The sequence below is a fragment of the Streptomyces sp. NPDC030165 genome, from assembly GCF_055573595.1.
Genome location: NZ_JBVIBD010000001.1, coordinates 378529 through 390368, shown reverse-complemented (window position 1 = coordinate 390368; position 11840 = coordinate 378529). Strand labels below are relative to the sequence as shown.

Annotated in this window: 8 protein-coding genes, 5 tRNA genes and 2 pseudogenes; 8 read left to right on the top strand and 7 right to left on the bottom strand. The window is 74.1% G+C overall.

Features of this window, described 5'->3' with window-relative positions:
• Positions 1-154: 154 nt before the first annotated feature.
• The 4 genes from cobT (at position 155) to ACZ4Z1_RS01760 (ending at position 6881) form a co-directional block, all read left to right on the top strand.
• Positions 155-4039 carry a nicotinate-nucleotide--dimethylbenzimidazole phosphoribosyltransferase gene (cobT, locus tag ACZ4Z1_RS01775; RefSeq protein WP_468484583.1) on the top strand — a complete coding sequence of 1295 codons (3885 nt, stop codon included), beginning with the start codon at positions 155-157 and terminating at the stop codon, positions 4037-4039.
• A 212-nt stretch (positions 4040-4251) separates the two neighbouring features.
• On the top strand, positions 4252-5475 hold the full coding sequence (gene cobA / locus ACZ4Z1_RS01770; protein WP_468484582.1) for a uroporphyrinogen-III C-methyltransferase: 1224 nt from the start codon (positions 4252-4254) through the stop codon (positions 5473-5475).
• Positions 5476-5510: 35 nt separating this feature from the next.
• Positions 5511-6332: a TrmH family RNA methyltransferase gene (locus ACZ4Z1_RS01765; RefSeq protein WP_468484581.1), complete on the top strand. Its 822-nt coding sequence runs from the start codon at positions 5511-5513 to the stop codon at positions 6330-6332.
• A 255-nt stretch (positions 6333-6587) separates the two neighbouring features.
• Positions 6588-6881, top strand: a complete 294-nt coding sequence (locus tag ACZ4Z1_RS01760; RefSeq protein ID WP_468484851.1) for a transposase — start codon at positions 6588-6590, stop codon at positions 6879-6881.
• 34 nt (positions 6882-6915) lie between these two features.
• Here the strand turns inward: ACZ4Z1_RS01760 and ACZ4Z1_RS01755 are convergent, their stop codons facing one another.
• Entirely contained in the window at positions 6916-7482 is a 567-nt protein-coding gene (locus tag ACZ4Z1_RS01755) for a DinB family protein (protein ID WP_468484580.1), read from the bottom strand.
• 272 nt (positions 7483-7754) lie between these two features.
• Positions 7755-9200, bottom strand: coding sequence for a serine/threonine-protein kinase (locus ACZ4Z1_RS01750; RefSeq protein WP_468484579.1), 1446 nt, complete (start codon positions 9198-9200; stop codon positions 7755-7757).
• Between the two features lie 203 nt (positions 9201-9403).
• On the opposite strand from ACZ4Z1_RS01750, the pseudogene ACZ4Z1_RS01745 reads away from it, so the two are divergent.
• The 4 genes and pseudogenes from ACZ4Z1_RS01745 to ACZ4Z1_RS01730 all read left to right on the top strand — a co-directional run.
• Positions 9404-9668, top strand: a pseudogene (locus ACZ4Z1_RS01745) (hypothetical protein); the annotation flags it as partial.
• A 197-nt stretch (positions 9669-9865) separates the two neighbouring features.
• Positions 9866-10072, top strand: coding sequence for a hypothetical protein (locus tag ACZ4Z1_RS01740; protein ID WP_468484578.1), 207 nt, complete (start codon positions 9866-9868; stop codon positions 10070-10072).
• 87 nt (positions 10073-10159) lie between these two features.
• The gene (locus ACZ4Z1_RS01735; protein WP_468484577.1) at positions 10160-10981 is read left to right on the top strand and encodes a hypothetical protein; all 822 of its coding nucleotides are present in this window, start codon (positions 10160-10162) and stop codon (positions 10979-10981) included.
• A gap of 52 nt (positions 10982-11033) precedes the next feature.
• Positions 11034-11141, top strand: a pseudogene (locus tag ACZ4Z1_RS01730) (TFIIB-type zinc ribbon-containing protein); the annotation flags it as partial.
• A gap of 96 nt (positions 11142-11237) precedes the next feature.
• On the opposite strand, the gene ACZ4Z1_RS01725 reads toward ACZ4Z1_RS01730, so the two are convergent.
• The 5 genes from ACZ4Z1_RS01725 to ACZ4Z1_RS01705 form a co-directional block, all read right to left on the bottom strand.
• Positions 11238-11309 (bottom strand) — tRNA-Val (locus ACZ4Z1_RS01725).
• Between the two features lie 34 nt (positions 11310-11343).
• Positions 11344-11415: transfer RNA gene (locus ACZ4Z1_RS01720), tRNA-Val, on the bottom strand.
• A 47-nt stretch (positions 11416-11462) separates the two neighbouring features.
• Positions 11463-11534 (bottom strand) — tRNA-Val (locus tag ACZ4Z1_RS01715).
• Between the two features lies 1 nt (position 11535).
• A tRNA-Cys gene (locus tag ACZ4Z1_RS01710) sits at positions 11536-11609 on the bottom strand.
• Positions 11610-11643: 34 nt separating this feature from the next.
• Positions 11644-11716: transfer RNA gene (locus tag ACZ4Z1_RS01705), tRNA-Gly, on the bottom strand.
• Positions 11717-11840 lie beyond the last annotated feature (124 nt).

The following is an 11840-nucleotide window of genomic DNA, read 5'->3' as shown; positions in this document are numbered from 1 at the left end:
CATGCTGTGGTTTTGGCCGTAAATGAAGCACTCAAGGGCGGACGTGCCGCGAGGCGCGCTCGCTCGTTCTAGCTATAGGGGCGGTCGGCGCGCCGCGGTGGAGCGCGTCGCACGAGCGGTTGGAAGGAGCACTACCAATGGGCGAGGGGTACGCATGACCGACACCGGCCAGGTCCCGGGCGAGGGACTGCCGGAGAACGCAGGCGGACAGCCCGGACAGCCGCAGTCGGCGGCCGTCCCCTCCCCTGCCGATGCCGGCCCGACGCAGCCGCCGGGGATGCCCCAGGCGCCCGACGCGTACACCTTCTCGGACCCCGCGGACGCGGGCGCCGAGGACGACGACCTGCTGCTGATGCCGGGGGCACAGGGCGCGTGGGGGAGCGAGCCGCAGCACCACCAGCCGCAGTTCCCGCAGCAGACCCAGCCGCCGCAGGCGCAGCCCCAGCAGACCGTGCCCGAGCAGGCGGGCCCGTATGACTCCGCGCCGCACGGCGCCCTGGCGTACGAGCCCGCGCCGCAGGAGGCCGGCGACCACGAGAGCGGCGGCCGCGACTCGGCCTCCGTCGACCTGGGCGGCGTACGCGCGGCGCCGCCCGCCGCGCCGCAGCAGGCCCCCGCGCCGCCGCGCCGCCCCCTGCACATGGGCCCGCCGGTCCCCGACGCGACCGGCGGCGTGGTCCGCTCGCTCGCCGACCGCGGCCCGGCCGGCGCGCCGCCGAACACCCCGGTGCGCGGCACCCCCGGCCCGCCGACGACCGGCCCCGAGTACCTGGACGTCGAGGAGGGCGCGCAGCAGGCGGAAGCTCCCGCCGCCGCTCCCGCCGCGCAGCAGGCGCCCGCCGAGGCGTACGCGGCCTCCGGCGCGGCACCGCTGCCCGGGCCGCAGCTCGGCGAGATCCCCGCGCAGGTGCCGTCGTGGGACAGCGCCCCGGCGCAGGCGGCTCCGGTGGCGCCGGTCGCCGCCCAGACCGCCGCCGCGACGCAGACTTCCCCGGAGGCCGCGTCTGCCGCCGGGACGGTGGCCGCTCCCGAGGCTGCCACCGCCCCCGAGGCTGCCACCGCTCCGGTTGCAGAAACGGTCGATCGCGGTGCCGAGGAGGCTGCGGTGACTGATGTGACGACGGAGACGGCCGAGGCCCCGACCGCCGGGACGCCCGGAGCCGCTGCCCCGGCAGCACAGCCGGAGCCCGCGCCGGAAGGCGCCGAGGCCGCCCCGGAGCCCGCCCCGGAGGCGGCTCCGGAGGGCGCCGCGCCACAGCCGGTCAGCGACGGCGCCGAGCAGGCGGTACAGACCGAGCAGGCGGTACAGACCGAGCAGCCAGTACAGACCGAGCAGGCAGAGCAGACCGAGCAGACCGTGGAAGCCGAACAGCAGCCTGTACCGGCCGACCAGGCCCCGGCTGCGGGCGAGTCCGTGCCTGCTGACCAGCCCGTAGCGTCCGAGCAGCCCGTACCGGCCGACCGGCCGGTTCCGGAAGCCGAGGGCACGCAGCCGGTGGAACCGGCCCAGGACGAGCCGGGCGCCGGCGAGACGACGCACGTCACGGGTACGGCCGAGGGCGCACAGCAGGCGCAGCCCGTGGAACCGGCCCAGGTACCGCAGCCCATACAGCCCGCCGAGGAGGCACCGGCCGAGGCGCCCGCGGCGACCCCGGAAGCGGCCGCACCGGCCGCCGGGCCGGAGGAGGCCGCTGCCGAGGCCCAGGACGCACCGGCCGAGGTCCCCGAGGCCGCCGCCGACGCCGAGCAGCCCGCGGCTCCCGTGGAGGGCGAGGCCGTCACGCCCGTACCGGAGCAGGATCAGGCCGCCGCGCCCGTGACCGACGTACCGCAGGAAGCGGCCGCTCAGGCCGGGCAGCCGCAGCCCCAGGCGGCCGAAGCGGAGCAGACCGCTCCGGAGACGGGCGCCGAGGAGGCCGCGGAGGCCGACGGCGAGCCGGCCCAGGCCGCCCCGGTGGCCGAGGACGCCCAGGCCCAGGCCCCCGCCGCCGAGGCCGTACCGGCCGAAGCGCCGGAGGAGGCCGGCCGGCCGGTCCCGGAGCAGGACGCCTCCGAACTCGTCCAGCTCGGCGACGCCCCGGACCCCACGGACGCACCGGAGACCCAGGGCGCCCCGGACGCCGAGGCCACCCCGAGCGAAGCCACCCCGGCCGAAGCCCCCCAGGAGCAGCCCGCCGCGGCTGCCGCTGCCGAGGCCCCGGCCCCGGACGCGCAGACCGAGCCCGCCGTCGAGGAGCCCGTGACGGAAGCCGTCACGCAGCCCGCCACGGAAGCCGCCCCGGCCGCACCGGCCCCCCCGACCACCCCTCCCGCCACCGGCTACGACGACTCCGAGCGTGCCGCCGTGCACCGCGTCATGCGCGAGCGCCGCGACATCCGCAACGGCTTCCGCCCCGACCCCATCCCCAACGAGGTGCTGCTGCGCGTCCTGGAGGCGGCCCACACCGCTCCCAGCGTCGGCCACTCCCAGCCCTGGGACTTCGTCGTCATCCGCTCGCAGGAGACCCGCGAGCGGATGCACCAGCTGGCGGCGGCGCAGCGCGACGCGTACGCGAAGTCGCTGCCCAAGGCCCGCGCCAAGCAGTTCCGCGAGCTGAAGATCGAAGCCATCCTGGAGACGCCGGTCAACATCGTGGTGACCGCCGACTCCACCCGCGGCGGCCGGCACACCCTGGGACGGCACACCCAGCCCCAGATGGCCCCGTACAGCTCCGCCCTCGCGGTGGAGAACCTGTGGCTGGCGGCCCGCGCCGAGGGCCTGGGCGTCGGCTGGGTCAGCTTCTTCGACGAGCGGGAGATGGTCCGTGAGCTGGGTCTGCCCGACCACCTGGAGGTCGTCGCGTACCTCTGCGTCGGGTACGTCGACGAGTTCCCCGACGAGCCCGAGCTGATGCAGGCCGGCTGGGCCAAGCGCCGCCCGCTGTCCTGGGTCGTCCACGAGGAGACGTACGGCCGCCGGGCCCTGCCCGGCGAGGCGCCCGCCAACCTCCTCCAGGAGACCCTCCAGGGCATCCGCCCGCTGGACGCCAAGGCGCTCGGCGAGGCGTGGGAGCGGCAGAAGCGGATGACCAAGCCGGCCGGCGCCCTCGGCATGCTGGAGATCATCTCCGCACAGCTGTGCGGGCTGTCCCGCAAGTGCCCGCCGCCGATCCCGGAGCCGGCCGCCGTCGCCGTCTTCGCGGGCGACCACGGCGTGCACGCCCAGGGCGTCACCCCCTGGCCGCAGGAGGTCACGGCCCAGATGGTCGCCAACTTCCTGGGCGGCGGCGCGGTCTGCAACGCCTTCGCCAACCAGGTGGGCGCCGAGGTCTGCGTCGTGGACGTGGGCGTGGCCGCCGACCTGCCGGCCACCCCCGGCCTGCTGCCGCGCAAGATCCGGCCGGGCACCGCCGACTTCACCGTCGGCCCCGCGATGAGCCACGACGAGGTGCTGCGCGCCCTCGAAGTGGGCATCGAGACCGCCCGCGACCTGGTGGCCGCCGGCAACAAGGCGCTGATCACCGGCGAGATGGGCATCGCCAACACCACCACCTCGGCCGCCCTGATCTCCGTCTACACCGAGACCGACCCCGGCGAGGTCACCGGCCGCGGCACCGGCATCAACGACGAGACGCACGCCCGCAAGGTCGACGTCGTCCGCCGCGCCCTGGAGCTGCACCGCCCCGACCCCGGCGACCCCATCGGCGTCCTCGCCGCGGTCGGCGGCCTGGAGCACGCGGCGATGGCCGGCCTGATCCTCGGCGGCGCCTCGCTGCGTACGCCGGTCATCCTGGACGGCGTCAGCGCCGGAGCCTCCGCCCTGGTGGCCCGCGCCATCGCCCCCGAGGCGCTGGCCGCCTGCATCGCCGGCCACCGCAGCGCCGAGCCCGGCCACGTCGCCGCGCTCAACAAGCTCGGACTGCGCCCGCTGGTCGACCTGGACCTGCGGCTCGGCGAGGGCACCGGCGCCCTGCTGGCGCTGCCCGTCGTGCAGAGCGCCGCCCGCGCCATGCACGAGGTCGCCACCTTCGACTCCGCCGGAGTCACCGAGAAGAGCTGACCACCCGGCCACCGGCCCTGAGCATGACCCCCGGCCCGCAGCCACATAGGCTGTGGGCCGGGCCCGTACCCTCTCACCAGGTACGCCCCCGGGGCGGCAGCCGCCCCGCCCACCAGCCGCTCCAGCGCCGCAGCGGCGAACGCGTCCCCGTTCCCCCGCCCGCGAGCGCTGCCCGCACGCACAGCGCCACCCGCACAAGGAGCCGTACCGCCATGGCCGAGCACGCCGAACACGCCGCCTACCCCGTCGGACTGCGCCTGTCCGGCCGCCGCGTGGTCGTCCTCGGCGGCGGTCAGGTCGCCCAGCGCCGCCTGCCTTCCCTGGTCGCCGCCGGCGCCGACGTCCTGCTGATCTCCCCGTCCGCCAAGCCGTCCGTCGAGGCCATGGCCGACACCGGCGAGATCCGCTGGGAACGCCGCCGGTACGTGCCCGGCGACCTCGCCGACGCCTGGTACGCGCTGATCTCCACCGACGACCCCGAGGCCAACGCGGCCGCCTCCCAGGAGGCCGAGGACCGCCGTGTGTGGTGCGTACGTTCCGACGACGCCGAGGCCGCCACCGCCTGGACCCCGGCCACCGGCCGCAGCGAGGGCGTCACCGTCGCGGTCCTCACCGGCCGCGACCCGCGCCGCTCCGCCGCCGTACGGGACGCCATCGTCGAGGGCCTGCGCGACGGCACCCTCGCCGCCCCGCACCACCGCGCCCGCGCCACCGGCGTCGCCCTGGTCGGCGGCGGCCCCGGCGACCCCGACCTGATCACCGTCCGCGGCCGCCGGCTGCTCGCCGAGGCCGACGTGGTCATCGCCGACCGGCTCGGCCCCCGCGACCTGCTCGCCGAACTCCCGCCGCACGTCGAGGTCATCGACGCCGCGAAGATCCCGTACGGCCGTTTCATGGCCCAGGAAGCCATCAACAACGCCCTGATCGAGCACGCCCGCGCGGGAAAGACCGTGGTCCGCCTCAAGGGCGGCGACCCGTACGTCTTCGGCCGCGGCATGGAAGAACTCCAGGCCCTCGCCGAGGCCGGCATCCCCTGCACCGTCGTGCCCGGCATCTCCAGCTCCATCAGCGTGCCCTCCGCCGCCGGCATCCCCGTCACCCACCGCGGTGTCGCCCAGGAGTTCACCGTCGTCAGCGGCCACGTCGCCCCCGACGACGAGCGCTCCACCGTCGACTGGTCCGCCCTCGCCCGCCTGCGCGGCACCCTCGTCGTCCTCATGGGCGTCGAGAACAGCGGCGCCATCGCCGCCACACTCATCGCCCACGGGCGTGGCGCCGACACCCCCGTGGCCGTCGTCCAGGAAGGCACCACCGCCGCCCAGCGCCGCGTGGACGCCACCCTCGCCACCCTCGGCGAGACGGTACGGGCCGAAGGCATCCGCCCGCCCGCCGTCATCGTCATCGGCGACGTCGTAGCCGTGCACCCCACCCCCTGACCCCGCCGAACCACCACCGACAAGGCACCCACCCCGTGGCTGACATCATCACCGTCGACGATCCGGACGACCCCCGCCTGAGCGACTACACGGGCCTGACCGACGTCGAACTGCGCCGCCGCCGCGAACCGGCCGAGGGCCTGTTCATCGCGGAGGGCGAGAAGGTCATCCGGCGCGCCCGGCAGGCCGGTTACGCGATGCGCTCGATGCTCCTGTCCGCCAAGTGGGTCGACGTCATGCGCGACGTCATCGACGAGGCCGAGGCCCCGGTGTACGTGGTCCACCCCGCCCTCGCCGAACGCGTGACGGGCTATCACGTGCACCGCGGCGCCCTGGCGTCGATGGCCCGCAAGCCGCTGCCGACGGCCGCCGAAATCCTCGCCCGGCCCGGGACCCGTCGTATCGCGGTGATGGAGGCGGTCAACGACCACACCAACATCGGCGCCATCTTCCGCAGCGCCGCCGCCCTCGGCATGGACGCCGTCCTGCTCTCCCCGGACTGCGCCGACCCCCTCTACCGCCGCTCGGTGAAGGTCTCCATGGGCGCCGTCTTCGCCGTCCCGTACGCCCGCCTGGAAAACTGGCCCCGTGACCTCGAAACCGTACGCGAGGCAGGCTTCCCCCTCCTGGCCCTCACCCCCGACGCCCAGGCCGCCCCTCTGGACGGGGTGGCTCCCCACCGCATGGACCGCGCGGCCCTGATGCTCGGCGCCGAGGGGGACGGCCTGACGCCCCAGGCACTCCGGGCCGCCGACACCTGGGTCCGCATCCCCATGGCCCACGACGTCGACTCCCTCAACGTGGGAGCCGCGGCGGCGGTGGCGTTCTATGCGGTGACGGCGGGGCGGGGGGACTAGGGCGCTTCTGATGGATCTCCGTGGCCTCGCGACGCCCGGCACGCACCCTCGCCGCACGGTGTGAAGGGACAGGTGGCTCCGCCACATGACCCTTCACACCGCACTCCCCCAAGCTCTTCGAGCAGGGGGCACCCCCGAGCGCACGCACCGAACGCCGCTCGGTGCCCTCCACGGAGATCCATCAGAAACGCCCTGGGGTCCGCTGCGAAAGTGGGCCTTGGTCGTGGATGATCACGTCCCGTCGGGCGTGGTGATCTGACGAACGGGCAGTGGGCCCGACTGGAGCCGTTGCTGCCGAAGGGGATCGAGCCGGGCCGTCGACCAGTGTGGACGCGGCGGCAACGGATGGACGGCATACGGTGGCGGACCCGGGCCGGTGCTCCCTGGCGCGATGTGCCGGAACGCTACGGGCCCTGGGACCGGGTTCATGACCTGTTTCGCCGCCGGCAGCGAGACGGCACCTGGGCCAGGACCGTCACCCGGCTCCCGTACGACAAGCTCGCCGTCCGCTACGAGGCAACCGTGCTGGTCGCAGTCCTCGACGAGTGACTATGACCGGCACTTTTCCACAGGCCCTGAGCCATCAGCCCGTGATGGCCGACGGATGGCCGGCAGCCCGCTGGAGGCGGAGTTGGCCGATTTCCGCGGCGTTCTTCATCAGTTCGGCATTCACCCAGGCGACCATGTGCGCGACCGTGTGTCGGGGGTCGTCCTGCCACGGGAACGGGGTGATCGAGGCCAGGTCGGCACCGGTAAACCGGTCCAGTGCCTCCAGCCAGTCCGCACGTAGACCCTGCAACCACTCAATGGCCGGCTTGCCCGCGCCCGGCCAGGTGATGTCGCTCCGCTCCCGAGGCGCTCTGCTCTGAGCGTGGTCGATGGCCACGCTCCACCACCAGCCGATGTGCCAGCTCAGCCAGCCGACAGTCGGCACAGGAACGGGGTCGGGCTCACTCTCGGCCCAGTCCGGCACCCACGTCCCGTCGTCGGCCCGGCGTATCGTCCAGCAGCTCGTGGCGGGCTCCCACAGGAAGTCGTCGGGTTCGAGCCTCTCCAGGTGGTACTCGAACAGCGACCAAGTCAGGTCGAACTGCCAGCGCAGCAGGTCGAGCGGGGACCGCGAGGCGAGTTCGTTTCGGGAGGCAGACACCGGCCGACCCTCGCACAGCACCGATGCCGTTGGGAATCGGAGTATCCGGCGGCACGACGGCTCGGACGGTGTCTGTCGCGTGGCGGTGCCGGCTGTTCGCCAGTCCGTATGCACCGCAGGAAGAGATCACCCACGATCAAGATCTGCTTTCACCACAGACCCCAGGCCCCTTCTGCGGCCCGGCCACGACGCCGGGAAAGCCGCGTACGGTCCGGGCTCGGGAGACTCCGGGGTCTGCCCGAGGCAGCCGGGGGCAGGGCTGACGAATCCGCCTAGCGGGACGGGCCCACCGACCCCACAGCCGACGACGTCACCACAGACGGCTCAGCCCCCAGCCCCCGAGCCGGTCCCTGACACCCCTGCGCCGCCGCGATCCCCAACGCGACCAGCAACGTCACCGTGATGAACACGATGATCCGCTGCCGCAGCAACCGCCGGTCAGGCCCGGGCCGCCGCCCCCCGGACGACGTCCGCGCCCCGGTGCGGGGTCCCGTACGAGCCCCCCGCACCGGACGCGAACCGTTTCGTCCCGAGGTACGCGCTCCCGGTACGGACGGCCGCCCACCACGCGGCTTCGGCGCAGCACCCCCAGGCGCCCCCGCGTTCGAGCCCCCCGGAGCCCCCCGCGGCGCCTGCGGCCGCGGTGCAGGCGTGTTGGCCGCCCGCCGCTCCGTCCGCTGCCGCGCGTACTCCTCCGCCCGCTTCCCGGTCGGCCGGTCCGCCTGCGGCCGCACGGACCTGCCCCGGGCCGGAGTGCTCCGCTCGGACGACGCCGCACGATCGGACGGCCCCCGCTCGGAGGACGGCCGCTCGGCCGCCGGCCCACGCCCGCCCCGCCCGCGCCCACCGGCGCTCGGCAGTGCCTCACCACCGGCCCCACCCGACAGTGACAGCCCCTGGGCCTCCCGCGCGGCGATCTCCTTCAGCCGCAGCGACAGCGACAGCGTGGAGGGCCGGTCGGCCGGATCCTTCGCCAGGCACGCCGCCAGCAGTGGCGCCAACGCGTCCGGTACCCCGGCCAGGTGCGCCTCCTCATGGACGACGCGGTAGAGCATGACCTCCGAACTGCCCTGGCCGAAGGGCGAGTCCGCCGTACAGGCGTACGCGAGCGTCGCGCCGAGCGCGAAGATGTCCGTCGCCGGTGTCACCGCGGCGCCCCGCACCTGCTCCGGCGCGAGGAAGCCGGGCGAGCCGACCGCCGTACCGACGTGCGTGAGCGTGCTCGCGCCGGTGGCCCACGCGATGCCGAAGTCGATGATGCGCGGGCCCTTGGGGGAGAGCAGGATGTTGGACGGCTTCAGGTCGCGGTGGACCACGCCAGCGTCGTGCACCGCCAGCAGGCCCTCGGAGAGCGCGGCGCCGATCGAGGCGACCTGCGCCGGGTAGAGGGGGCCTTCGTCGTTGACCTTGTCGTGCAGCGAGGGACCGGGGACGTACTGGGTGGCGAACCACGGCCGGTCCGCGTCGAGGTCGGCGGCCACCAGCCGCGCCGTACAGCCGCCGCGGATGCGCCGCGCGGCCGACACCTCGCGCGCGAACCGCGAGCGGAATTCCTGGTCCTCGGCGAGGTCCGGCCGGATGACCTTCAGGGCCACCCGCTGCCCGCGCTTGTCGGAGCCGAGGTAGACCACACCCATCCCGCCCGCGCCGAGCCGCCGGTGCAGCCGGTACGAACCGACGACACGCGGGTCCTCGCGCCGGAGCCGCATCATCGCCATGTCCATCCCCGCTGCCCGGTCCCGTCTGACGTGGCACAGCTTACGGATTGACGGCTCGCTGTGCTGATAGGCCGCGCATGAGTCGGCAGCCGGATTGTCAGTGCCGGGTGGGATCCTGAACAAGCGGGAGAAATCCGGGCGCGACGCGGCCCGGCCTGCCGTGCGTACTCCCAATGATCCGTCGCGGAAGGGGGATTGACGCGGTGAAGGGTGACCGAGTCGAGATCGTCGTGGACGCCGGGGACACGACCCGGACGTACGAAGTGGCGGCGAGCAGGGCGGGCCGCAGGGTCGAGACGGCGGTGCGCAGGGGAGTGGTGGAAGTGAGCGAAGTCACCCGGAGCGGGTCCGTGGTGCGTACGGCCCGGTTCATGGCCAGCCGGGTCCTGGCCCTGGTCGAGCACCCCGTCCCGCGGGCCGAGGAGTCGGAGGCGGCCGCCGGGTGACCGCCCCCTCGGGGATGACCCGGGGTTCCGGGAGCGCGTCTCCACCCAGGGGAGTACGCGGCGCGGCGTACCGTCATCCTCCTGGAGGCCGCCCAATGGGTACGACGGCATGACGCCCGGGGCCCGCCGGTTCCCTAATGTTGGGTGCAAGCGGCGGGCGAACGCACTCGTCCCCCGAGGTCAGACGCCCGCCGCCCCAAAATCGACGGGAGCGGGGCGATGGCAGACATCTTTGGGCGCACGGTCGTCCGTACGCAAGGGCGCGGGGCCGCCCCGGCGTTCGGCCGGCAGTCCTCAGGTACCCGCCATCCGCTCGTCGCGGTGGCCATGGTGCTGCCGCTGGCGGTCCTGCTCGCCGTGGTGTTCGGCGGCTGGGAGGCCGTCATGACACAGGCGTCGTCCGTGGCCGGAATGCTGGGGCGCTGAGGCGCCCCGGTCCTGGGAGAGCGGCCCGGGACGGGGGACCTTCCGGCTTACAACCCCGTGGGGACGGGGGTGCGGCGGACGGCACGAGTGGCCGGGCATCTGGGGAGATGCCCGGCCATCGGCCTGTCCGGGGCCCGGCCGCGTACGATCCCCGGCGAACCGCGCGCACCCGGGCCCGCACCAGAGCGTTCCGGACCCGCCACCGAAACCACGCAGTCCGCGGCCCCGGCCCCGGCCCTTGCGCCGGCTCCGGACCGCGACCAGGATGCGGCCGCGGCGCGCATCACCCGACTGACCACCCTGGCATCCGAACCCGCTCCCGACGCCGGCTCCCCACCCGCCCCCGATCTCCAAACCCCCACCCTCCTCACCAACCGTCCCGTCACCACCGTCCTCCGCCACGGGCGTGTCATCGCCAAGGCCCACGCACCCGACTGCGACCCCGACCAGCTGCCCGGTCCGGTCCCGCCGATGCGCGGCCCGGCGAAGGCCGCCCGCGCCCTGGCCCGGATGTGTGCCGCCACCGCACCGGGCCCCCGAGCCGCCCCACCCGCCACCGTCCTCCTCCACGCAGCCCCCACCATCGACCATGCCTGGCCCCTGCTGCCCCCATGGGCTCGCGACGAGGCCCCGCCGCCTGGTTCGCCACCGGGTTGCTGGCCCGGCCGTCTGGTCCCGTTTGCTCGCGCCTGCCGGGCAGCCGGCGGGCCCGCGGTACGCCCGTACGGCACCCCCTGGCCGGAACGGGACGTATCAGCCCGCGCCCTGACGGCCCAGATCGCCGCGCTCGCCGTGGCGAAGGCCGCGACGGCGGGCCGTCCGCTGGACGAGGACGAGCGGGCCGTCGTGGATGCCCGCGGCCGGATGGCTTGCGCAGGACCGGAGTTGGCGGACCGGGCGGAGCCGTAGGGTGAATCCGTCACCACCGGACGTCCGTTCCGGGAGACCGCCCTGACAGGAGATGAGCGACACGCGCTGTCCCAAGTGCCATGCACCGATGCGGACGCGCAACCGCGACGGCGTGCGGATCGAGCAGTGCGCCGGCTGCCGGGGGACCTTCCTGGACCACCCTGCCGAGGCCTTCTGGAGAGCCTTGCCGAGGCTTCCCTGAGACGCCACAACGACCGAGGGCCGGAGCGAACGCTCCGGCCCTCGGCCTACGGTGTGGACGATACTGGGATTGAACCAGTGACCTCTTCCGTGTCAGGGAAGCGCTCTCCCGCTGAGCTAATCGTCCTCGGGACCGCGGCCAGGGGCCGCGGGGTGCTGCGTGCGCGATACTGGGATTGAACCAGTGACCTCTTCCGTGTCAGGGAAGCGCTCTCCCGCTGAGCTAATCGCGCGGGTTCCGCCAGGCCCGAAGGCCGGGGAGTCGGTCCTTGCGGACCAGTGGACGATACTGGGATTGAACCAGTGACCTCTTCCGTGTCAGGGAAGCGCTCTCCCGCTGAGCTAATCGTCCTTGGAGGTGGAGACGGGATTTGAACCCGTGTAGACGGCTTTGCAGGCCGTTGCCTCGCCTCTCGGCCACTCCACCAGGAGTGCGGGGGTCGGGAAGATCCCCCACTTCGAGCGGACGACGAGACTCGAACTCGCGACATCCACCTTGGCAAGGTGGTGCTCTACCAACTGAGCTACGTCCGCAGGTGCCTTTCCGGACCAGGTCCGGGGAGGAACCCCGTCTCCGTTTCGCTTCCGCGTCCCGGCGACGTGTTGAACTCTAGCGGATTCCTGGGCCAGTACAAAAACGCGTTTGTGCAGCGTGCTG

Coding starts and splice junctions, on each gene's coding strand:
- ACZ4Z1_RS01740 (WP_468484578.1), top strand. CDS start 9,866: ATGGCAGACATCTTTGGGCGCACGGTCGTCCGTACGCAAGGGCGCGGG.
- cobT (WP_468484583.1), top strand. CDS start 155: ATGACCGACACCGGCCAGGTCCCGGGCGAGGGACTGCCGGAGAACGCA.
- cobA (WP_468484582.1), top strand. CDS start 4,252: ATGGCCGAGCACGCCGAACACGCCGCCTACCCCGTCGGACTGCGCCTG.
- ACZ4Z1_RS01750 (WP_468484579.1), bottom strand. CDS start 9,200: ATGGCGATGATGCGGCTCCGGCGCGAGGACCCGCGTGTCGTCGGTTCG.